This is a genomic window from Roseiconus lacunae (assembly GCF_008312935.1).
Classification (GTDB): domain Bacteria; phylum Planctomycetota; class Planctomycetia; order Pirellulales; family Pirellulaceae; genus Stieleria; species Stieleria lacunae.
In genome coordinates this window covers 296,080-319,390 of sequence record NZ_VSZO01000005.1, presented here as the reverse complement: position 1 = coordinate 319,390, position 23,311 = coordinate 296,080, and the positions used below count along the sequence as shown (strand labels likewise).

Genomic DNA, 23,311 nt, shown 5'->3' with positions numbered 1-23,311 from the left:
CAACAGATGTAGGCAGATGAAGTATCTTCACCATTCCCCCTGACTGTATTATCGAAAGATACCTTAGACTTCCTTAATCAACTTGGCGGGCACTCCGCCAATTACACTGTTCGCTTTGAAACTCTTCGTAACAACAGCGCCGGCTCCAACCGTAACGTTATCTCCGAGAACGACACCGGGAAGGATCACCGCACCAAACCCAATCCAGCAGTTCTCACCAATTACCACGTCTCCGGTCACAAAACTTTTTCGATCTAATAGCCCATGGTTCGCTGTTCGAATTGCCACATGGGGCGCAATTATAGTACGATCACCGATTCGAAGCGTTGTATCTCTGTGAACTGCGACACTCAAGTTAGCTGAAACGGCGAACGAAAGCTCTACCTCACTGCCTAATATTATATTGCCTCCGACTACGTGAGAGCTGTAGTGCACCAGAAAAGGCACCTTAGCATTCAACCGGAATATTTTTTGGGCAACAATTGAGACGAGGAGAATTGGCAATGGGACCTGTCGATACCTCCCAAACCCAATAAACGAAAGCAATTTTCGCGTGATATATCTTAGCATTACACTACACCAAAAAGGGCGCGTAGAAAGCCCAGCACCACTGCAAGAGCGATACTCAATCCCAAATAGATCACTAATGTACGCCAAGGCAAGACTTCGATAACAGTTGATCTGAATAGGCGTTGAATCTTATTCAAATACCAGGGCACTAAAATAAAACAAATCGTAAACGCGGTAGCAATCGCAGCTCCGAGAGGACCAATTGCTATCACGAGAATCATTGACAACACTAAGTTCGCAATAAAACCAATCGACGAACCCTTTCGAACCAGATCGTTTCGCCCTGCCGCAATACACACACTTCCATATGAAATTGACTTTGCCGGCAAACAAAGACAGTAGACCAAGAATACGGGACCGGCGGCGCGATACTTTTCCGAGAATACCAATACGACGATATCTTCAGAAAGAACCGCTAAGATCGCGGTCAACGGAAAGAGAATGCTGGAAACCTTGAGCGTTGCCCGCTTCCATAACTCGTGAGCTTCTCGAATCCGCCCCTCTTCAAAATACCGGGTCATCTCCGGCAATATGACGTTCGTCACTGCGCCTTGCACGATTCCCACAAACGGTACCTCACGGGCGCCGTTGGAAAAAATCGCATACTGCAGCGGGTTGGCAATGACCGCAACGATCAGCTTATCGAGTTGCTTGTGCAGAATTCCGAAAATCGTCGCGAGCCCGAGGTCAGCACCGTGCGTTAATTGGGTTCGCAACTCCGATCGAGATATCCGGCCAGACTCGCCTTCGGTCGCCGCATACATCCGCCATAGTCTTAGCGGAAGAAATACAAGCAAGATGGCTGTCTGGGCGGCGAGCACGCTTGCCAACGTCCCCGAGCTCCGGAATGCAAACAGGACCGCAAGGAACGTACCAATCGAAAATGCCATGCTCAGCAGAGCTGATTCCCGATATCGGTCAGTGGCAAACAGACACTGCTGAAACGATGCGGTGGCGATCTCAACGAAACCAATGATGACTGCCGCCCATAAGAACGGTGCCATCGCCGGATTACCAAACGCATACGTCACCAAATGATAACCTCCGAACAGGAGGCCGGCCGCATAGAGGGCGCCGATCAGCGAGAGCAACGCAGTGTTGTTCAACCAAATATTCTTACTGCTCTCCCGATTCTTGCTGACAAAAAACAGTAGCGTCGTTGGCAGCCCCAAGACTAGCACCGGGAGCAACGTCGCGCTCGGTAGCAGTACCTGCCGATACGTCCCAAGCTCGACCTCAGAAAGTTGCCGGGACAGGTAAGCAGCGATGAGCAGGTTTGTCATCGCCCGAACACCGCCCTGGCCGGCGAGCATGATCGTTTTGCTTGAACGCTTCACCGTAAAGAAAACTCAGTCCGTATCACCATCAACCGCCACTGGACGCCACAAACAAAGACCTACCGTCGCACGCCGACACAGTTGTTAGGGTCGACGCAGCCACCGGATCGTGATTTTTCTAACGAATTGCCGGGTAATTAGAACTCGCGGTAAGGCTTTGTCCCCGTTGCCAAATCAGTCGGAAGTGGCGTCTCTTCATCAAGAGAGACACAGCGGACCGAGCCCCCATCCAGCTTGTACTCCAATCCCGATTCTGGACAAACGGCAAGATCCCCTTGGCTGAAGTCCAGATGCTGACCGTGCCGACTCATCCATCCCATCTGTTTCGCCGGCACGCCAGAAACGAGACCGTAATCAGGAACATCTTTCGTGACCACAGCCCCTGCCGCTACGAACGAATATCGACCTAGCGTTGTCCCACAGACAATTGTCGCATTAGCTCCAATAGTTGCACCACGCCGAATCGTTGTTGCCTCATAGATTCCGCGTCGGTTCACTTGACTACGAGGATTGCTGACGTTCGTCAAAACGCATGATGGCCCAAGGAAGACATCGTCTTCGATCGTTGTCCCCGCATAGACAGAGACGTTATTCTGGATTTTTACGTTATTACCGATTGATGCCCCACCGGCTACAAACACGTTCTGCCCAAGATTGCATCCTTTCCCAAGAACGGCATCATCACTGACATGAGAATAGTGCCAGACTTTGGTTCCTGACCCAACCGATGCTTTGGGGTCGACCGTTGCGGTAGGATGAACGAAAGACGCCGACCGGGGCACAGATGAATCAGCTGAGATAAAGTTCCCACCTGTTTCCAAGCTTTTCTGGGCCAACTGCAGTACCTCCAGCACCCGAAGCCCCTCTGGCCCATCGGTCCGTGGTTGCCGTCGCTCGGCACAGCTATCCAAAAAGTGCTGACACTCAGTCTTAAGTGGCTCCGTCTGCTCAACAACCACAGGTTCACCGTCTCGTTTTTGCGCCTGCGGTACCCTTCCGTCAGACCAAGTGAGGTAGTCGCGATAAATCAAGAGCTTCTCTTCCCATGGCTTGGTGTCGTCGAAGACAGCCATTCCTTCTGACCCCACGACGGTCAGTTTCTGCTCTTTGAATGGATTTAGCCAACTCACGTAGATATGGCTTCGCAATCCGCCGGCGAAAACCAGCTGAGTCATCGTGGTGTCGGCTACACCTTCGGTCAAATAACTCTGCCCCCCGCACGCGACCTGTTCAGGCGTCTGACCCGCGATTGCGAGGATCACCGAAATGTCGTGAGGCGCAAAACTCCACAGCGAGTTCTCTTCGCTTCGAATCTTCCCAAGGTTAAGACGGTTCGATGTGATGTACATCAATCGCCCCAGCTCTCCTCCCTTGACCATGCTAATCAACTTTTCGACGTATGCATGATACTGAAGCAAGTGCCCCACCATCAAAATCCGGCCATTCGAATTGGCCAGATCAATCAGCTTCCTACCTTCGGTCGAATCGAGACACAGTGGCTTTTCGACATAGACATCTTTCCCCGCCAAGATCGCCTGTGATGCGAGCTGGTAATGCAAGCTTGCCGGTGCGGCAATCGCAACCTTATTAATCGAATCATTCTTCAGGACATCTGCAAATTCAGTTGTCTTTTCAACTCCTGAATAGTCTTCGCCATAAGACTGCAATGTGGCCGGACTAGCGTCGCATAGCGTGTGCAGTGCGTTTAGCGAATTAAAATTACGGGCAAGGTTTTTGCCCCAGTAACCGGCACCGACGAGGCAAAGATCTTTTTGATTCATAGATTGGTTGAAAGTTGTGCAGGCGAACGACCTGCGGGGATACAATTCCGCAGCAACAAAAATGGCTGCGATCAGGTAGTTAGATTCGCTCCGAAAACTGATGATTGCTTGACTGTGAACCGACGGCGATAGCCACCGAATCGGGCAATCTGCTCAGTTTGACACCGTCCCAATGAAACCGTTTCTGGCTCTCAGGATTCGGCAGTTGCCGTGTCACATCAGCGCTTGTTGGACTTGCAAGATTGCGCTACTCGCGGTTGCGACGTAATAGCCGAGGCCAACGCCCTTCGGCTAATTACTCTTAGCCGAACGTATAGTCCTGTCGAAGCATTCGCCTCATCAAGCGATCGCCGACTTTACCGCTTCGACGACGAGGTCTTGATCCTGTTCGGTAAGGAACGGGTGCATCGGCAAGCTGACGACCTCTTTGGATGCTTTCTCACACTCGGGGAAATCACCATAGGAATACCCCAGGAATTCGAAGACAGGTTGCTCGTGCAAGCACTTCGGGTAGTAAACGGCCGTTGGAATCCCCGCTTCCTTCAGCCTAGCCTGCAAGGCTTCGCGGTCATCAACACGAAGCGTGTATTGTGCATACACATGGGTGTTCCCATCCATAACTTCTGGAACGGTGCAACAATCGCGTAGCAATTCTGAGTAGCGTGCTCCGATCCTTCCCCGTGCTTCGACTTCTTTTTGGAAGTGCGGAAGCTTTGCTAAGATCACCGCCGCTTGCAGCGTATCAAACCGACCGTTAGTTCCGACGAGGGTATGGTGATGCCGCTTCGTACCGCCGTGCGTCCGGATGGCTTTCATCGCCGTAGCAAGCTCTTCATCATCGGTAAACAATGCGCCGCCATCGCCGTAACACCCGAGCGGCTTCGCTGGAAAGAAGCTGGTGCTGCCGATGTCAGCGACTCCACAACTTCTCTTACCGTTTTGGGTCGCTCCGAAGCTCTGCGCGGCGTCCTCGAGGATCGCGATCCCATGCTTCTTCCCAATTGCGTTTAGCTTCTCGAAGTTTGGCATCTGCCCGAAGAGACACACGGGCATAATCGCCTTGGTCTTTTCGGTAATCAACGATTCAATTTTATCTACGTCGATGTTGAATGTCACCGGATCGATATCGACGAAAACCGGCTTCGCGCCAACCAACAAGATCACTTCGCTGCTACTAATCCAAGTGAATGGGACTGTGATCACTTCGTCCCCAGGCCCGATATTGAGCGCGCGTAGTGCGATCTCAAGGCTATGTGTTCCACTGGAAACTGAAATGCAATGCTTCGCACCTGCGAAAGATGCCAATTCCGTTTCCACTTCGGCGATCTCGGGGCCCATGATGAACCGGCCATGCTCCATCACGGCCTGCATGGCTCCGTCAATTTCATTCTGATACTCTTTGTATTGCGTTTTTAAATCGATGAACTGCATGATGATTCTCGCCAATGAGATAAGTGTTAACTCTCGATCAGCAATACCAAAGGCTGATGAGAATGCAACTGATTTACTAAACGCCAGTGATCCTGGCGTGGAAATTCGATAGACACGAACGTGTTAGGGCAAGCCGTCGCCCGCGAACCAGCCTTCAGGTTCATAACTTCTCTTCCGTACCAGATAAATAAGAGACACTGTTAGTCTGGCAAGGTGATTTGGAAACCTCAGTCGACAAAGACCACCTGAATGGCGCGCGGTTGAGGCCGCGTAAGCTACAGAAACGACGGCAGCGTGATGAAGACTTCACTGTTGACCGGAAGACCTACATCAAACGCCCAACGCTGATATCGTTTTATGTACAACAACGCTCATTCAGATTGTTTTAGTCAAGGCAATCGCTACGTCGCTACGATCCTAACGCTTCGTTCTAACCTGTTTTTGCGATTAGTCGCATGGCGTTAGCCACGTTTTCGGTGCGATCACCGGGTCTAACGCCCGTCGGCGGATGACTTGAGCCCGTATTTTCAAATGGACCTACGCACTTTAGCAGTTCGCGTTCACGCGTCTCCGTCGCCGATTAATTCTTCTGTTCGGCTTGGTGATCGCTCGCTGCCATCATTTGATCGATCAACACCTGAAAACTTCTTTCTTCTGGAAAGTCTTGCTTGGCCTGTTGCGCCAACTCCAATGCGTCGCTTGTCGTTCCAAACTGGACCACACGCCTTATCAGCTTCACACGTAACTTGACACTAGCCGGGTAAAAGCGAACCGCTTCCCGCAGATGCTCAATCGACTCCGACGATCGCCCTACGTGCAAAAGAGCATCAGCCAAGATCTGCTCACAATTCGTACGTTCGATATCTTTGATGCACGACTCGCAATCCAGTAAGCCGATTGCGTCCGTGAAAAACGCATCCAACTGATCGACTTGTTCCGGGGACTCTGATTCAAGAGAGAGTGCGTGACCAACTGCGATGCGCTGGCACTCCGGTGCATCCGAAATCAAGTCCGAGATGCTAATGGACGGATCAGACCGTGCAAAATCAACAGCCTCTTTCGATCGTATCGGCTTTAACTGAGTCGCATCTCGCCAAGCCCTAGCCGCCAAAGCTGTATCGCCGCCATCGACAGCCAACTTCGCAACCCGCGCTAGTTGGCCAGGATTACGCTTTTGTAGCGCGTAGAGCTGCAGTAGTGCCTGATGACTGGATTCCCGGCGACGATGAACGAAGTCGAGCGCAACCAGTTGACCACGAGATTCGAACCCAAGTGGCATTCGCTTCAATGACGCCTCGGTCGCGCGAACAGCAACTTCGTACTGCGCAGGCAACTCGATTGCCTCGCCTGGACGATTCCGCCACGCCTTACGCCTTGCCGAGACCCCAGTCCTCACATAGGCATCGCGAAGTTCTTCTCGACTCTCCAAATTCATGCCTGCAACCGATTGCAGCCGCCCCGATTGACGGTTTATCGCTGCCCCCAAATCAAGAAGCTCGTAAGAAGGTGACTCCGCGATCGCTAAGTTAAGCAACTGAGCCTGGCGTTCCACCACATCTTTGTCATTACGGTTCGATCGAAACGCAACTTCAGCTTGCCTTTCGAGAGAGTCGCATACCGCATCCCGATACAATCCCGGCAAGCAAACGACCGCGGCTACCAAGCAGGCTCCGCCTACTGATCCCGAGATCATTCGTCGCAACGGACTAGCAAACTGCACCAATGAATCGCTGTTTCGTTGGTTTCCTACCGCGTATTTACGCGGCGTCAAGACTGGGCATCGAGACAACACGACTGCCCAAAAACAAGTAAACGCCAGTAAATTTCCGCCAACGATCAATCCAAAATCAAAGCACTGCGACCATATCGTCGCCCCGATGATATAGAAACCGGCCGCCTGAAGTCCAAAATCAAGTGGCTCATTGGACCTGGAAAGACGAACCAAAGCGATCAGCAACATGGCAAGCACCGACATGGCAACTGCCACGCCAACAAGCCCTTGTTCAACGAGCAACTCAAGCCAAAGATTATCGGCATGCTGAAACCAAGCCTCCGACCCCGACTGTTGATAGGGCAAGTAGGCGTATGAATAGGTAGCGATCCCCGATCCGGCCGGAAGATACTCCATTGCCGCACGAAACCCATCGGGCCAATGTTGAAAGCGGACGTCATTGAACAATCCGTCAATCGACCGCACACTCAGACGGTCAAACCGTTCCACGCTGCGGAAGCTCTTAGCAAAGGGCGCGAGCAGAAGAAATCCGATCAAAAGGACGAAAGCAGCGCCCGCCGAAATCGCCGGCACCGATCCCCAACCGCGGCCTCGATTGAACCAAGCCGCAACAAGAACACACCCGACCACGCCAGCCACTAAGCCGGCCCGTGATCCGCACATCAACAACCCCGCCCCCGACAACGATCCGGAAACAAGACCGACCAACGCCAGTGGATCAGCGAACACAAGCGATAACGCACCAAAGTCCACCCCGTCGGGACCGTACTGCACACCAGTCAGTGCGGCAATCCGCGACACAAAGATGCCAATGCCACAGCCGAGCCCAAGGTTGAGCATGAACGCCGCGTTGTTGTGATTGACGAAGCTGCCAAAGCTGCGACCCAACGTAAGCCGCTCGTCATATCCTCGTAACGCTGGGGCGAACTCCATTGCGATCCCAAACGCGGCGTGCAGCCCGATCCCAACGGAAAGTGCGACCAAAACACACTCGACTTGACTTCGCTCCCGACAAAAGACACTGACCGCAAACACGAGCGGCAACAACAGTGTCATGACGGCAGCGGCGTGTCGCGATAGGTCAGCGGCGATCGAAATTGGAAACGAGCCAGGCAGTTGCTCCATTGGCAAGAGCGGCTCCAGCCAAACGGTATAGGCCGAGTACGAACCTGGGCTGACGACAGAAACAATGGATGGCTCTAACCGAACAACCTGAATCCAGGTAAAGACCACCCAAAGCAGCAGCGGCCAGAAACGACGCAAGAAAGAAGCCCCGATCAAGCCATGCCGCGTAAAAGCGACGACAACCGCAATCGCACCGAGCCCACAGCCCCCAAGCCCGGCAACATAGTGCGTCCACGGCAAAACGCCACCGAACTCGATTGCCGCCAGGGGCCCTAAGAGAGCTAGGCAAGCACCGATCGAACAGAAGAAGATCTGTTTAAAGTCCATGATTTGAAACGATCCAAATCATTGGACCGTCTTACCGGAACCCTGAAGAGACGCAGCGGCAAACTGCGTCAATCTTCGGGCTACCTAAAGCCAATGTTCTACCGGTGGCCAACCGCTATATCGGGCGAAAAACTGGCCATCACACGCGGCCCTCGCCATTTACCCAACTGAGCTTGTTACCCCTGCACGCTACTCAGGGCTTCACTCCGAGCTAGCTCCAGGTCATGATCGACCATCAATTCGGCCAACTCTTTGCAACTGGTTTCCGGCTCCCAGCCCAAAACATTCTTTGCCTTGCTGCAATCACCAAGCAGCAAGTCGACTTCGGTTGGGCGGTAGTACCGAGGATCGGTTTCGACGTACTGCTTCCAATCCAATTCGAGATACTCGAACGTGTAATCCAGGAACTGGCGAATGGTGTAAGTCTCGCCGGTTGCCAACACGTAGTCGCCTGGCTCGTCGTGCTGAAGCATCATCCACATGCCGCGGACATAGTCCTTCGCATAGCCCCAGTCACGCTTGGCGTCGAGGTTACCGAGGTAAAGCTTTTCTTGCAGACCAAGTTTAATTCGCGTCGCAGCACGCGTGATCTTTCGCGTGACGAATGTCTCACCTCGACGCGGCGACTCGTGGTTGAACAAAATACCGTTGCACGCAAACAAATCGTAGGCATGTCGGTAGTTGACGGTTTGGTGAAAGGCGTAAACCTTTGCACAAGCGTACGGGCTTTGCGGGCAGAAAGGTGTCTTTTCTGTTTGCGGGGTCTCAAAGACGTCTCCATACATCTCGCTACTGGATGCTTGGTAGACCCGGGTTGGCTTTTGGCGATTCAGCTGCCGAGCAGCTTCGAGAACGTTTAGGGCTCCGATCGCTACCGTTTGGACGGTGTAAACGGGCGCGTCGAAAGAGACACGCACGTGCGACTGGGCACCGAGGTTATAGATTTCATCAGGTTCGATGTTCAAAACCAGGTTGGTCAGGTTCTGACCGTCGGTTAGGTCACCGTAATGCAGGAATAGCTTTGCGTCTTTGTCGTGTGGATCGATGTAAATATGCTCAATCCGATCGGTATTGAACGTACTACTACGGCGAACAATGCCGTGCACCTCATAGCCTTTTTCCAACAGGAGCTCTGCTAGATAGGAGCCGTCTTGACCAGTGATACCAGTGATGAGTGCCTTTTTCGACATAGCCACGTTGATTGGGTTCGGTGTTGGTGAACTTCAAAATCCATTGACCTGCTGACGGGCGTCGAGCAGGCAGCTCCGCTAAACTTCGCGCAATCGGCCCGAATCGGTCGCTTGCAAGTAATCTTCGTAAGTCTTTTTGATCCCCATTTCCAGAGCAATCTCGGGACGCCACCCCGTTGACTCAATCAAATCGGTGTTAGTCCGCTTTACGGGTGTCCCATCCGGCTTACTCGGATCCTGGGTAATCCTACCGGTAAAGCCGGTCACCCTGGCAATTAATTCTGCCAATTCACGAATCGAAATGTCACTGCCGGTACCAACGTTCACTAGGTTGGGCGGATCTTCGAGATTCACTAGATGAATCAAGCCACGTGCCAAATCATCGACGTGGAGAAACTCACGCCGAGGCGTACCGGTTCCCCAAATCACGACCTCGTCCGCACCACTACGCACCGCCTCATCGAAACGGCGGATCATCGCCGGCATCACATGTGAATTTTGTGGGTGATAGTTGTCCCCGGGGCCATACAAATTCGTAGGCATCGCCGAATGGTAAGCGACGCCGTACTGTGTTCGATAATGCTGACACAGCTTTAGCCCACTGATCTTTGCCAATGCGTATGCCTCATTAGTCGGTTCCAGAGGGCCGCTCAGCAAGCAATCTTCCGGCATCGGCTGAGGTGCCATGCGCGGATAGATGCAAGTACTACCGAGAAACAGGAATCGCCGAGTTCCATTTCGATACGCCGCATCAATGGAGTTTGCGGCCATCATTAAATTGTCGTAGATGAACTCCGCCGGGTACGTATCATTGGCGTGAATCCCGCCAACCTTTGCGGCTGCAAAGATCACCACATCTGGACGCTCGTCACGATAGAACTGCTCGACATCCGCCTGGCGGGTCAGATTCAATTCGCTTCGATCGCGGGTGATTAAATCGCTCTCGGCGATTCCTAGTTGTTGTAGCAACCGGACTAAGGCGCCACCGACCATCCCGCGATGACCGGCGACGTAGACGCGTCCCTGTGGCAACTTGACTGAGTTCATGACGATTTAAAAACCAATTCCGTGGTATTCGAACCCGCTATCGACCAAATTTTTCTGTTTCAAGCGATTGCGTCCGTCAAAGACGAATGCGGGCTTTTTCATGGAGTCATAAATTTTACCAAAGTCGACTTCGGCGAATTCATCCCACTCGGTCAGTACCGCGATTGCATGAGCATCAGAGGATGCTTCTTCGCAACTGGAAGCAAACGTCACGTGGTTGTCAATCAACTCACGTTTAGCCGGTGAGATCCCATTGTCGCCTTCGGAAAGGACGTACTCCAGCTCTTGAATCACCTGCTGCTTGGTGACCTGTGGATCGTAAATGCAGACCCGCGCTTTTTCCAATAGCAGATCACGGACCACATAAATCGCCGCCGACTCTCGCGTATCATTCGTGTCCTTCTTAAAGGCGAAGCCCCAGATGGCGATCTTCTTATCCGACACGGTGTTGAACATCGTTCGCACCATGCGGCTAACAAAGCGTTCCTTCTGGTAATCGTTCATCCGAACGACCTGCTCCCAATATTGGGCAACTTCGGGTAGGCCGAAATACTCGCACAGATAAACCAGGTTGAGGATATCCTTTTGAAAACAACTGCCGCCAAATCCGACCGACGCTTTCAGAAACTTGGGGCCGATACGGGAATCGGTACCGATTGCCGCTGCCACTTCGTCGACGTCAGCCTCCGTCGCTTCGCAGAGTGCACTGATCGCGTTGATCGATGAAACGCGTTGGGCGAGAAACGCGTTGGCGGTCAACTTGGATAGTTCGCTACTCCAAAGATTCGTAGTCAAAATCCGATCGGTCGGTACCCAATGAGCGTACACATCGACAAGTTCCTGAATCGCCTCCTTGCGTTCCCCACCGATCAACACTCGATCGGGATCAAGTAAATCTTCGATCGCGGTGCCTTCGGCGAGAAACTCAGGGTTACTGAGCACGTCGAACGTCGACCCATTGCTTGCGTTGGAAAGAATCCGTTTGACGGCCTCCGCAGTCCGCACCGGCAACGTCGACTTTTCGACGACGATCTTGTGCCCCTCGGCGACTTCGGCGATCCGTCGAGCACATTTCTCGACGTATTCCAAATTGGCGGCCCGACCGGCCCCGACGCCAAATGTCTTGGTGGGCGTGTTGACCGAAATGAAAATCATGTCGGCTTCTTTGATCGCCGCATCGATCTCGGTAGTGAATGTCAGGTTCTTCCCACGACATCCTTTGACGATCTCATCAAGTCCTGGTTCATAGATCGGAAGCGTGTCAGAGTTCCACTGGGCGATCCGCGTCTCGTTGATATCGACAACCTTGACGTCGATATTCGGACACTTGTGGGCAATCATTGCCATCGTGGGTCCGCCGACGTAGCCGGCACCGATACAACAAATTTTTGAAACGCTCATGATACGAAACGTCTTTTCGGGGCTAAGGAGTAAGACACGAGAAACAGAAAACAGAGACGCACCGAAGACTACCCTTGCGTGATCGCAGAATCGCCGGCGGAACGACCAAGAGGTTCGAGCTGACAGTCATCAAGTTTGACGCTAACACCTTGATCCATAAACTGCACCGCGACGAGCAATCGTGTTTCTTGATCGCGGCGGATGACCACACCTTCGAAGCCGGCAAAGGCTCCGTTTTTGACGCGCACTTGCTGACCCGGAAGAATTCGTTCTTCGATCGACATCGGTGCTCCGATGGCAATCAGCTCGCTCACCTGCTTCAAATCGGAGAGCAGAATTTCTACGTCGGTGATCTCACTGACTTTTTGTACGCAACCGGTACAGACAGCCTGATAACGCTGTTCGTCGGTTCCGCAAAGAAACACGTAGTTACTAAATAACGGAACGAAACTCGTGCGAATCCGTCCTGCCGGTGACTTTTTTCGCTGCTCAATCTGCGGCCCATAATGCCCGAGCTCCAGATCTCGCAATTGCCGCATCAACTGCTTTTCCTGGCGACTCTTCGTGTAGAGAAGCCACCAGTTTGATTGCGACGCGTTTTCGGAATCCAACAAGTCCTCGGGAAACCGATCAGGTTCTTTCGGAAGGATGGGCACGAAATCAAAACCCCATGAATGATCGCATCAACTCTCAAGCGGATGGACGCCCGCTACCGCCGCGGTCGCGTCTTGACCTGATAGTCATTCCGCTCGAAGGAATGCCCGCGACTCAACGATCGCGTGACCGGCGCCGTCAACAATTTGCTGCGACGCGACTGGCCCATTTGACCGACAAGCGCGGACTTCGTCCACCTGGGTGACACGTTCGCTCGAATCCGAGCCTTTGTGACACACACAACGTGCGTTTGCTGTCCGGCACTCAAGCGCGACACTTGAGCCCGCCAAGTTAGTTCAACCGTCCCGTCGTACCTATTGGCTAGGATCGGTGTCGGCGGAAAGGTTTACCCTCAAACAGTCAGCCAACGCAGGTTCAGCCGAGTATCTGGAATAACCCGTCAGGTCGAGGGCCTATGACCGATGTACCGGTCATGGCAATAAAGAATACGCCTCGAAAAATCGTTGGGAATAGGACCAGCCACGAATAGGACCTGTCCTGTTGATTGCCCCGCTTCGACGCGCAAAAACAACCGGCCACATGCGGATACGAACGCTGGCATTAAGATCAGCCGAAGAAAGAACAGACCAATGAGGTGACTTCGCTGAGAATCGTCGCTGCCCTTCGAAGCCACGATCCTTCGCACCCAAAACACCGCGACGTGCAACCGCCAAGACAAGCCCGGACTCACGCCCAAGCTAAATCGCAAGATTTGAAATCCCGTCCTTGCTGCCCCGCCTCTCCCCCTGGAGAATTGATTGGTTGCCCAACGAGAACTCGATTAGTCCTGCAACACAACAATTCGGGTGTGATCAATCGGCCGACGGGCTATTGACCAGCATATTCCAGAAAGGCCGTGGCGAAGCCAAACGGCCGTTCCAACGTTGAAGAATCGCCAACCCTTAGGTCAGCAATGTTGAAGCGTCACTACGGCGATCGGCGTTACTCGAAAACGTGGGTGCCGGCGTTGCGGCAGTATCGGCGCGTTCGGTCGTGCCACTGTGACGTCTCTCTAGTTCATTGATCACCATCTTCACTTGTGGCTCTAAGTCCGAAAGACGCATCGCCAAGTCCGCGATCCGCTCGTGAATCCCCGGTGAATCCGCAGCAGCGACGACCTGCAGTGTGCCAATGTTGACACCAACCGATTTCTCGCTGGTCCGAATGATGATTGGCCACCGCATTTGAACCTGATTCATTCGATCGGGCATCCGCACCGCTGACCAGCTCGCATGATAACCTTCGTGAATCCAAGACAAATTCAAATCGATGTTGATCTTGGCGAGGTTATGAACTTGCGCGAAATCAACCAAGGGCTCCCAGACAACGCCCCAGTCTCCGCTGCCTTGCAATGGCACGCAGCGATGATTCTTCTCGGTCAAAGACTGTTTCGGCGAGATAAAAAACGATCGCGTCATGTGTGTCGCTTTCATCATCAACAATTGGCATTCGGCATGACCGAATGATCGTGTGGCAACCAGAAAGGCTCCCGCAAGGACAATCCCCAGCAGTGCGAGCCACGGCATGTCGAAGTACACCGATGCAACCGCCAGGGAGGTCGTGACCGCACATAGCAATGCGACCACCATCAACATTCCGCTGTGACCGTACTTCTTGTCGAGCACGTGGTGAAGGTGCGCCCGGTCGGTCGCGTAGATGCTTCGCCCGGTCAGCCACCGCCGAGCGATCGCCGCAGTCGAATCAAACAAGGGAATCGCAAGAATTCCGATCGGAGCGGACGCGAGCAGTGTTGACCCTTTCACACTACTCCAAACTGATAATACACCGATGATTAACCCAATCGTCATGCTCCCGGCATCACCGAGAAAGATCGATGCGGGCGGCTTATTAAAGACGAGGAACCCGATCAGACTTCCCGTTAAGCAAAACGCGAATGCCGCGCCCAACACTGATCCTTGGGCGAGTGACAACAAAGCCAAGCCAAACGAGATGAAGCAGCCGACTGTTGTCGCCATCCCGTCGGCGCCATCAATCAGATTCAATGCATTGACGCAGACGAGCAACCACAAGACGGTGACCGGGAACGCCAGCGAGCCTAGGTAGATTTCGAAACCGAGTAACCCGACTTTTGTGACGATCGTCCCGGTACCGACCAAAGCGGAGATAATCAAGATCTGCAGCAAAAGCTTTTGACGGCCTCGCATTAACCAGACGTCGTCGATTAGTCCGACCGTCATCACGGCGGCGGCCGCGAACGTCAGTCGGTACCAGTCGCTGGTCACATAGCCAAGAACAAAATCGCCAATGTGGCGATCATAGAGGACCGTCGCGGCAAAACCGGCGAGTAGCGAAGCCAGAACCGCCACCCCCCCGCCTAACGCGATCGGTTTTCGGTGAAGTTTTCGTTCGGCGTCAGGCTTGTCGACCATTCCAACGAGCCGAGCCAGCGAGCGCACCAGCGGCACAAAAACCAGAGCCGCGGTGATCGAACAGATAAGGGAAACCAGAGTGAGCCAAGTCATAGATGTCGTTCTACACCACTGTTTAGATTCGTAACGCCCGGTTGGCTTTTTGACTCGTCCCAACGGGGAAGGAGCGAGTCATCAAAGTCTACCCGACGATTCCAGATCGCCTCAGTCTAAAAGGGAAACACCAAATCAGAATGGGATGAAACCTGAATTTGGGTTTTCTTTGCAACGATCAGAGGGAAAGCCCGCCTCCACATTCATGCCAACTGAGACTAACCATCGTAATTGAAACGGGCACCAAAGACCTTAGAACCCGCACAAGCGGTCATTCCGTCAGTTTTCACTAAATCCTCGCCACCGTTACGGCGATAAACACCCCTAGGACGGTCTGCCCGAACCGGGCTTTCCGTCCGCTTTGAATGAATATTGACTTCGAATTCCGCCAGCAGCCAAGGGGGGCCAAATGGCGATTCGTTCTGACAGTGCGTCGAACGCACCCGAACAACGACCCATTTCAACGGGTTATTCGCAATCTAACGCGAACATCCGCCATCGAAATCTCCAATCAGCACGGCGTCGCAAGCTCAAAGCGCTCGTGTTGGCTGGGTCTGCGGCCCTCATTCTTGCTGGCTCCACCGGTTGCTCGATCATCAGCAACGCGTATAGCTACGCCCGCAAGTCCGACTGCCTCGACGACTTCATGCTCTCTCATCGAAACCGTGTTTTTGCTCAGCGAGCCTGGTTTCGTGAAGAGGCGTGTCATGCGGGCAAGCCGAATTTAGCAGAATTTAAGGCGGGCTTCATCAAAGGCTACATCGATGTCGCCAACGGCGGCTCGGGTTGCAGCCCCTCGGTGGCACCAAACCAGTATTGGGGATGGAAATACCAATCTCCAGGAGGGCAGGCAGCCATCGGCGCATTCTTCGCCGGCTACCCATGGGGCGCCAAAGCCGCCGAACAAGATGGCTTGAGCAATTGGTCGAACGTGCGGCCTCACCAGCTACCGGCCGAAGAAGACGCCAATGCGCCAAAAGACGAACAGCCGGCCACTCCCGAGCCAGCACCGGTGATGTACGGTCCCGATGGTATGCCCCTCCAGGAATACATCGTTCCCGGAAGCGAAGTCGAAGTCATCCTACCGAACGATGCAACGCCAAGTGAAATCCTGCCGGAAGGCGACTTGCTACTGTCCCCACAGGACGGAGCACAGGTCAGCCCCAGTATCGAGATGCTTCAATCGAGCGATCTGCCGGTCGACAGTTCGTCCAACGGAATGATCGCCGACTACGGCTCGCGAGCGGTTCGGCAGGCGAGTTCAACCGTCGCTGCCGAAACGTACACGCTGCAAGACACCCACGACGAAACCGTCGATGAACAATCGATCGAAGGAATCTTCGGCACCATCGAAATGCCATCCGCCGGTCCGCAGTCCGAGCCGAACGCCGAAACTGCGAACGCCGACGCCATCCCCTTCAAATTCGAATAAGCAGTTCGTGGCCAAGGTTCCACGCTGAATCCCCTCAGTGAGAAGTTCAAGGATGAATACAACCTCTTCAAACTTGGTTTGCCGCCAGCAAGATGCTGGCCAAGGACTGCGCGCTATGGTTTGGCAAAAACTACAACGCTTCGGCGCCGCCGTCGCATCTGCGACGTTGCTCGCCGGCTCCCTGACCGGCTGCTCGGCGCTGACGCAACCGATCGACGGGATTCCAGCCAGCCGGGTTCCACAGCAGTTCTTCGCCGAACCGAAAAACGATCTGGTTCCGGTCGACATTTCGTTGCTCACGCTCGAACCACCTCGTGAGTACGTGATCGGCCCCGGCGATATCCTTGGTGTGTATATTGAAGGCGTTCTGCCATTCAATCCGCCAAGCGCCCCGCCGGAACCACCGCCGGTCAACTTCCCCGACGCACAAAGCACGTTGCCGCCTTCGATCGGTTATCCGATCGCTGTTCAAGAAGACGGCACGCTTTCACTACCGTTGATTGAACCATTGGACGTCGAAGGGCTCACCTTGGACCAAATCCGCGATGCAATCCGCGATGCCTACACGGACAACGATATTCTGCGAACCGACAAGGCTCGGCCGATCGTCACCATCATCCAAGAACGCACCGTCGACGTGATCGTCGTTCGTGAGGATGGCGGAGGCGGAAACGGACTGTCGCGTCAGTCTGCAAGCTCCGTCTTCCTACGTGGCGGTACCGACCGCAGTGCGAGCGGTGGCTTGGTGAAACTAAAGGCCTATCAGAACGACATCCTGCATGCCTTGGTCGAAACCGGTGGACTGCCTGGCTTGAACGCTAAGAACGAAGTCAAGATTCTTCGAGCGAGCACTCGGAATCGCGAAGCACGCGAGGAATTTCTTGCCGAGTTCCGAAAGCAACGCTTGGCCGCGATGGCAGATCCCTGTGCTTGCCCGCCCAAGCTTCCGGAAGATCCGTCGATCTTGCGAATCCCTTTGCGTCTTCCGCCCGGAGACTCGCCAAACTTGTCACCAGAAGACATCACGCTTAAAGAAGGCGACATCGTTTATATCGAATCACGTGAGACTGAGGTGTTCTACACCGGTGGACTTCTTCCCGGTGGCGAGTTCCCACTGCCGCGTGACTATGACCTCGATGTCCTCGGAGCAATGGCGATGGTCGGCAACGGTGTTTATGGCCAGTCGTCTCAAGCACAGCGGTCGGGCGGCCTTGGTGGCCTCGGCGGTGCGATCGCTACGATCCCGCCAGGACGTCTTTTCATCCTTCGCAAAACTGGGTGCAATGGACAAATCGCGATCGAAGTTGACCTAGCCAAAGCGATCAACGAACCGAGTTCACGTCCGCTGATCAAAGCAGGCGACACACTGGTGCTGCAGTACAAGCCAGAAGAAGAGATCCTGAACTTTGGTCTTGGAACCTTCTTCACCTACGGTATTCGCGAGTTGATCTCGAATTAGTGCTCCGCCTAGACCAAAGATTCGGGTTCGGCTCCTCAGCCGACGCGCATTAGCCTCGGTTAATGCACCGAATCCGTGGCTAACGCCATCCGGCTAATCCTAATTTCAGAGGTTGACGAATTACTAGCGTTTGACTTCCGACTCGTTCAACCGACGACGCCGCCACGCAACGTTCACCGTTGCGTGGCGGTTTTTGCATTGAACTATTTCAGACGCGCTGACGGCCTTTCGATTCAATCACAGAATTGCATTCAAGCGGTCAACTCAAGCGCTAAGTCTTTACTGCCCTTCAGATCTAGCTTCCCAGTTCCCAAGAGCGGAATCGCCTCGACTTCATAGAACGCATCTCGCGAAGGGATAAATAGGTTCGGCAGCCCAGCTTCCTTCAATCCCCGAATGACGTCTTCCACATCGGCGTCCATTGGCCGGTGCAGCACGATCAACCGTTCGCCCTTTTTCGCGTCTGGTACCGCAGTGACACAGACATTCACGGCACCCTCCTCTGATTCGCCGTCTTGACATTGACCACCGATGCGACCGAGCACATTGCAAATCTCTTCTTCAACCTTGACATGCGGAACCATTTCGCCGCCAATTTTGGAGAACCTGCTCAGCCGGCCCGTGATGTGGATAAAACCCTGCCCGTCGATGTGAGCGACATCGCCAGTGACGTAGAATCCATCGCGAATCACCTCCGCGGTCAGTTCTGGCTTGTTGGCATACCCGGACATGACGTTGGGCCCGGCGATCAACAACATGCCATCCTCGTCAGTGGCCAATTCCTCTCCGGTTTCCTGCGAGACGACCTTGGCGCAAACCCCGGGAAGTGGTCGACCGACCGACCCTTCGATCCGATCAGGCTGGTGAACCGATGGCGAACGGGATGGGGGCACGTTGACCGAGACCAACGGACTGAGCTCGGTCGTACCGTAGCCTTCGACAGGCCGAACGCCGAATTTTTCTTCAAAGGCATCGAACAATTCGGCCGGCATCTTTTCTGCACCAACCACACAGATATCAAGCTTGGCGAATTGTTCAGGTGCGATCCGTCTGATGTAGCCGCGGACGAATGTCGGCGTACCTAGGATCACTGTCGCACCGTATTTCTCCGATAATTTCCCGACTTGTTTGGCGTCAAGCGGATTGAAGTGATAGACACCGCACGGCCCAAGAACTTGAGCGCCCCAAAGGGTCACGCTATATCCGAACGAATGGAAGAACGGCAAGATTCCGAGGACAACGTCATCTTCGGTCAATCGAATCGCCTTGTCGATCGCGTCGACATTGTGGCTGATGTTTCCTTGAGTCAACATTACCCCTTTCGGCATCCCGGTCGATCCGCTGGTAAAGATGATGGTCATCAAATCATCGATCTTCACCTTGTTCAATCCCAGGATGCGAAACAGCCATTTCGCAGGAATTAGATTCGCTTGAATGAAAGCGATGATCTTATCCGCGGTCGAAACCTTTTCACGAACCGACTCAAGCGTGACGACATTCGAAGTAATCTTTAGACCAGTTTTGCTTAGGAACCGCTCGCTAGTCAGGACATGCTTGATTCCGACGTCGTTGACGCAGTGGTCGATGACTTCACCTGAAACGGTGTAATTCAAATTCACCGCGACCCGACGATCCATCGCTAAGGCGACATTGACCAGGACACCGCCCGCACTCGGCGGCAACAGAATCCCAACGTTGGTCTCGTTTTTTGAAAGCACTTCGCGGGCGAGCATGCGACGCAGTGCCAAGGCACGGGTCAGGGCTTCACGCCCTTTCAATTCGATCCCCATTGAATCCGCGATCTGCAATCCACTTCCGCGACGACGCCATGCCTTGATCAATTGCTTGGTGACGAGGGTAAACTCTTCCCGGTTTTCGACCTGTGATCGCGCGGCCAACTGACAAACCTGCGAACGGACCTTCTCGGTTGATGTATCATTGGGCAGCGGTTTGCCGATATAGACGGTCAGGCGGCGGCGAAACTTATCAGGCCATTTTAGAAAGAACTTGCCGCCAGAGAAGCTGAAAATACTGCCCCACATGCCTTCCAGGTAGATTGGAACGATCGGGGCGTCATTGTTTTGCAATATCTTTCGAAACCCCGCCTTGAACCCCTGAATCTGTCCGGTTCGTGTCAACGTTCCCTCAGGAAAAATCCCAATCACATCGCCGGCCTTTAGTCCCTCGCGGGCAGTCTTCAATGCCCGTGCGATGGACTTTGGATTGGCCAGCATCAGAATGGTATCGAACGCGGCGGCCAGCCATTTAGCAAACGATGTCCCAAAATTACCTCCATCGACAACGAACCGAACGTTCCGTGGAAGCATCCATAGCAAGACGACGCCGTCGATCCACGAAACGTGATTACTGACGATCAAGTAACCGCCTTCGCGTGGCAGATTCTCCAGCCCCACAACACGTTTACGATAAAGCACCGTCACCAACGGTCGGATCAGTGCCCGAACAAACATGCGGGGCGAAACCAGGGCAAAGCCAGTCATTAAAAACGCGACGGCAATGACGACTCCAAAGATGTACCAACCCATACGCGACGCTTCCTATCCCTTCGTGAGGTCTTGATCTTCGGCGAGATCGAATTGTGTTTCTGCGTCATGCGAGCCCGTGAGGAACGAGCACAATCCGAACTTTTTAGCACGATCGCGGCCGAAAAACTCAAAAGATAGGCGATGATTACGGACACGGGCAACACGTGGCCACGATCTCGATGCCCGTTCCATCGAAATTGTCCTCGTTTCACGTCTGCAACGACGACACAATCACAGTTTCGGCTCCCATCTTCCTGATCAAGTCACCGTGTGCTCGCGAAACCGGTCCGTGCGTGCTAGCTTCGTCACGCCTTCGATTCGACGGCGAATCACCCTGCTTTCCGTTGGCCGGATACTGATCGATAAAACGTCGTCCTTGGGTGTCTGATTCTCGGCCTTCAATCACGTTAAACAGGTAAACATGAGTCTTTGGGTTTAAGCATCTGGATAACACCCTCCCGCTTGCGGGAGGGTCGGACGAGCAAACGGCCGGGGAGGGTGCCCTCTCCGGGCCTGAAGGCCCGACTCTCCCAGTGGGAGAGTGATATGACTTAAGCCGAATCATTCGTGTTCAGCTTCTTAGGCGAAGACTCAAAGTCCAGTTTGCTCGTCATAAATTGGCATTGGAAAATCTGGCTCAACGGTCCGATCTTGCAAAAATGCTTGCTCTAATCGCGCAACGATTTCCGGATGCCGCTTCGCCAAATCGGTTGACTCCGCCCGGTCAGCACTCAAATCGTATAGCTCCCAATCTTTGGGTTTCTTTCGAAGCAGGTCTTTGCGAATCGCCTTCCATTTACCGTCACGAACTGCCACGATTCCACCGTAGCCGTTAAAGTTCCAGATCAGAGGTTTAGAGCGTTCCTTCGGTTGCCCTTCTAACAAGCTGACCAAACTCACTCCATCGAGAATCTGATCCTTTGGAAGTGCCGCACCGGCGACTTCGGCAAGAGTCGGAAACCAATCGGGAAAGTAGCTGGGATAATCATTCGTTGTCCCCGGATGAACGTACCCCGGCCAACGAACGATACAAGGAATCCGAATCCCACCTTCGTCGGCACTCCCTTTGAATCCTTTGAGTCCACCGGTGGATTGAAAGAACGTGCATGCCGCGCCTCCGACATGGAACTTGGGGTTGCGTGCTCCGTGAGTTGGACCGTTGTCCGATGTAAAAACCACGAGGGTGTTGTTAACCAATCCATGTTTTTCAAGACGCCCCAGAATCGTCCCCACGTGTTCATCCAGGTCTGAAATCATGGCCGCATATCCCGCTCTCGGTCGCGGGTGTGGCAAATAACCATTCTCGCCTCGGTACGGTCCGTTCTCCTCGTCCCACTCGGCAGGATACCGATCGATCCATTCCTGCGGTGGCTGCATCGCCACATGAGGCTCAACAAATGGTAGGTACAGGAAGAACGGTTTGTTCTTGTTTTGATCGAGAAACTTGACCGCTTCTCGAAGGATCAAATCCGGCGCGTAGTTCGCGGAGCGATAATCACCTGCCAATACCGGCCCTTCCGGTTTTGTATCGTGCCCCGGAATAGGATACTTATTGATCCTTACCTCGCGTTCGTTACTATCCAAAAACAAGGGGTAGTAACTATGCGCGTTACGTTGCCCATTGTATCCGTAGAAGCGGTCAAAACCTTGCTTAATGGGTGAACCGGTGGTGTTTGATGGTCCCAATCCCCACTTGCCGAATGCCCCCGTTGCGTAGCCAGCTTTTTGAAGCACTTCGGCGATGGTGACGATTTCATCAGAGATCGGATACTGGCCAGGAAACACTCGCCCATTGCCTGAGTCTCGGTTCGTTCGAATCTCCGCATGCCCCAAGTGCTGACCAGTCATCAATGTACAGCGAGCTGGTGCGCACACCGGTGCCCCGGTGTAGTGATCAAGGAATCGCACGCCCTGCGATGCGAGCCGATCGATGTTGGGCGTCTTAATTTTCTCTTGTCCATAGCAGCCCAGCTCTCCGTACCCCAGATCGTCAGCCAAAATGAAGACGATATTCGGAGGCGACGCCGCTTCTGTTTGCTGCGTTAGCCCAGACATCGCTTGTACTAAAAAAAACACCAACAACACCACCGCCCCAATCGGTAGTCTCGCCTGCTCTTTTTGACAGACTGGAAATTCATCACGAGTGATCACCGGTACAAGAAACTGAAGCATGTTGGATCCCATAGATTGAATTGTGGACTTAGTCCGCTCTCGGTCCACTCGTGCCCCACCCTCGATGGCGGGTAATCGCACATTCTAAACGTTGCATGTCAATGAAGGTGCCAACGAGAAAAAACAGGCGACCGTCGCTACCCACATTTTCGATGCCGCTGTATTCGGCAACCACGAATTTTCATTGACGTCCGCCCGACAGTGTCTTCGCTGCTGGAAACGAAGTCAATTCAACCGAGCCAACACTTGCGATCATTTTGCGTCACTCGCGAATCTTGCAGATCACGCACTGATTTGAACGTTGCGATCACTCGGGCCCGCAGCATTCGTGCTGCCCCCTGTCGATGAGCAGATTGGCGAAGCAGGCCGAACGAGTATCAAGACGGTCATTGAGTTGTTTGATCGCGACCTCTCGACGCAACTCCCGTTTTTAAGCGTAAACCTTCTTCTCGCCGGCATGTCGAAGGCAATCAGATCGTGTCTCCCGGGGCCAAGCGAGTAACTCGCCTTCACCGTGCGACCGCGACGCCGGGCGATATCGCGGTAAGCTGCCAGCATCGTTTCCTGAACCAAGTCCGATAGACTCGACCTGCGCCGCAATCGAGCGTTCTAAGGACAACGAAT

The 23,311-nt window shown here is 53.6% G+C and carries 14 protein-coding genes; 2 read left to right on the top strand and 12 right to left on the bottom strand.

Annotated elements, in window-relative coordinates:
• Positions 1-63: 63 nt before the first annotated feature.
• The 10 genes from FYC48_RS28800 to FYC48_RS09665 form a co-directional block, all read right to left on the bottom strand.
• On the bottom strand, positions 64-570 hold the full coding sequence (locus tag FYC48_RS28800) for an acyltransferase (protein ID WP_149496489.1): 507 nt from the start codon (positions 568-570) through the stop codon (positions 64-66).
• Positions 570-1,883, bottom strand: coding sequence for a lipopolysaccharide biosynthesis protein (locus tag FYC48_RS09705; protein ID WP_149496488.1), 1,314 nt, complete (start codon positions 1,881-1,883; stop codon positions 570-572). Before FYC48_RS09705 ends, FYC48_RS28800 begins: the two co-directional genes overlap by 1 nt.
• A gap of 161 nt (positions 1,884-2,044) precedes the next feature.
• Positions 2,045-3,688 carry a Gfo/Idh/MocA family oxidoreductase gene (locus FYC48_RS28710; RefSeq protein ID WP_149496487.1) on the bottom strand — a complete coding sequence of 548 codons (1,644 nt, stop codon included), beginning with the start codon at positions 3,686-3,688 and terminating at the stop codon, positions 2,045-2,047.
• A gap of 339 nt (positions 3,689-4,027) precedes the next feature.
• Entirely contained in the window at positions 4,028-5,119 is a 1,092-nt protein-coding gene (locus tag FYC48_RS09695; protein WP_149496486.1) for a DegT/DnrJ/EryC1/StrS family aminotransferase, read from the bottom strand.
• Positions 5,120-5,699: 580 nt separating this feature from the next.
• Entirely contained in the window at positions 5,700-8,303 is a 2,604-nt protein-coding gene (locus tag FYC48_RS09690) for an O-antigen ligase family protein (RefSeq protein WP_149496485.1), read from the bottom strand.
• 176 nt (positions 8,304-8,479) lie between these two features.
• Positions 8,480-9,493 (bottom strand): GDP-mannose 4,6-dehydratase, encoded by a 1,014-nt coding sequence (gene gmd / locus FYC48_RS09685; protein WP_149496549.1) that lies wholly within the window; start codon positions 9,491-9,493, stop codon positions 8,480-8,482.
• 78 nt (positions 9,494-9,571) lie between these two features.
• The gene (locus FYC48_RS09680) at positions 9,572-10,540 is read right to left on the bottom strand and encodes a GDP-L-fucose synthase family protein (protein ID WP_289162605.1); all 969 of its coding nucleotides are present in this window, start codon (positions 10,538-10,540) and stop codon (positions 9,572-9,574) included.
• 6 nt (positions 10,541-10,546) lie between these two features.
• Positions 10,547-11,941: a UDP-glucose 6-dehydrogenase gene (locus FYC48_RS09675; protein WP_149496484.1), complete on the bottom strand. Its 1,395-nt coding sequence runs from the start codon at positions 11,939-11,941 to the stop codon at positions 10,547-10,549.
• 68 nt (positions 11,942-12,009) lie between these two features.
• Positions 12,010-12,597, bottom strand: a complete 588-nt coding sequence (nusG, locus tag FYC48_RS09670) for a transcription termination/antitermination protein NusG (RefSeq protein ID WP_149496483.1) — start codon at positions 12,595-12,597, stop codon at positions 12,010-12,012.
• 900 nt (positions 12,598-13,497) lie between these two features.
• Positions 13,498-15,078 carry an MraY family glycosyltransferase gene (locus FYC48_RS09665; RefSeq protein WP_149496482.1) on the bottom strand — a complete coding sequence of 527 codons (1,581 nt, stop codon included), beginning with the start codon at positions 15,076-15,078 and terminating at the stop codon, positions 13,498-13,500.
• 646 nt (positions 15,079-15,724) lie between these two features.
• On the opposite strand from FYC48_RS09665, the gene FYC48_RS09660 reads away from it, so the two are divergent.
• A complete protein-coding gene (locus FYC48_RS09660; protein WP_149496481.1) occupies positions 15,725-16,510 on the top strand; it encodes a hypothetical protein in 786 nt (261 codons plus the stop codon).
• A 115-nt stretch (positions 16,511-16,625) separates the two neighbouring features.
• Complete coding sequence (locus tag FYC48_RS09655) at positions 16,626-17,969, top strand: polysaccharide biosynthesis/export family protein (protein ID WP_149496547.1); 1,344 nt, start codon at positions 16,626-16,628, stop codon at positions 17,967-17,969.
• A gap of 251 nt (positions 17,970-18,220) precedes the next feature.
• On the opposite strand, the gene FYC48_RS09650 is transcribed toward FYC48_RS09655, so the two are convergent.
• Together FYC48_RS09650 and FYC48_RS09645 are read right to left on the bottom strand one after the other, a co-directional pair.
• Entirely contained in the window at positions 18,221-20,515 is a 2,295-nt protein-coding gene (locus FYC48_RS09650; protein ID WP_149496480.1) for an AMP-binding protein, read from the bottom strand.
• A gap of 591 nt (positions 20,516-21,106) precedes the next feature.
• Positions 21,107-22,687 (bottom strand): arylsulfatase, encoded by a 1,581-nt coding sequence (locus tag FYC48_RS09645; protein ID WP_235034174.1) that lies wholly within the window; start codon positions 22,685-22,687, stop codon positions 21,107-21,109.
• Between the last annotated feature and the right edge of the window lie 624 nt (positions 22,688-23,311).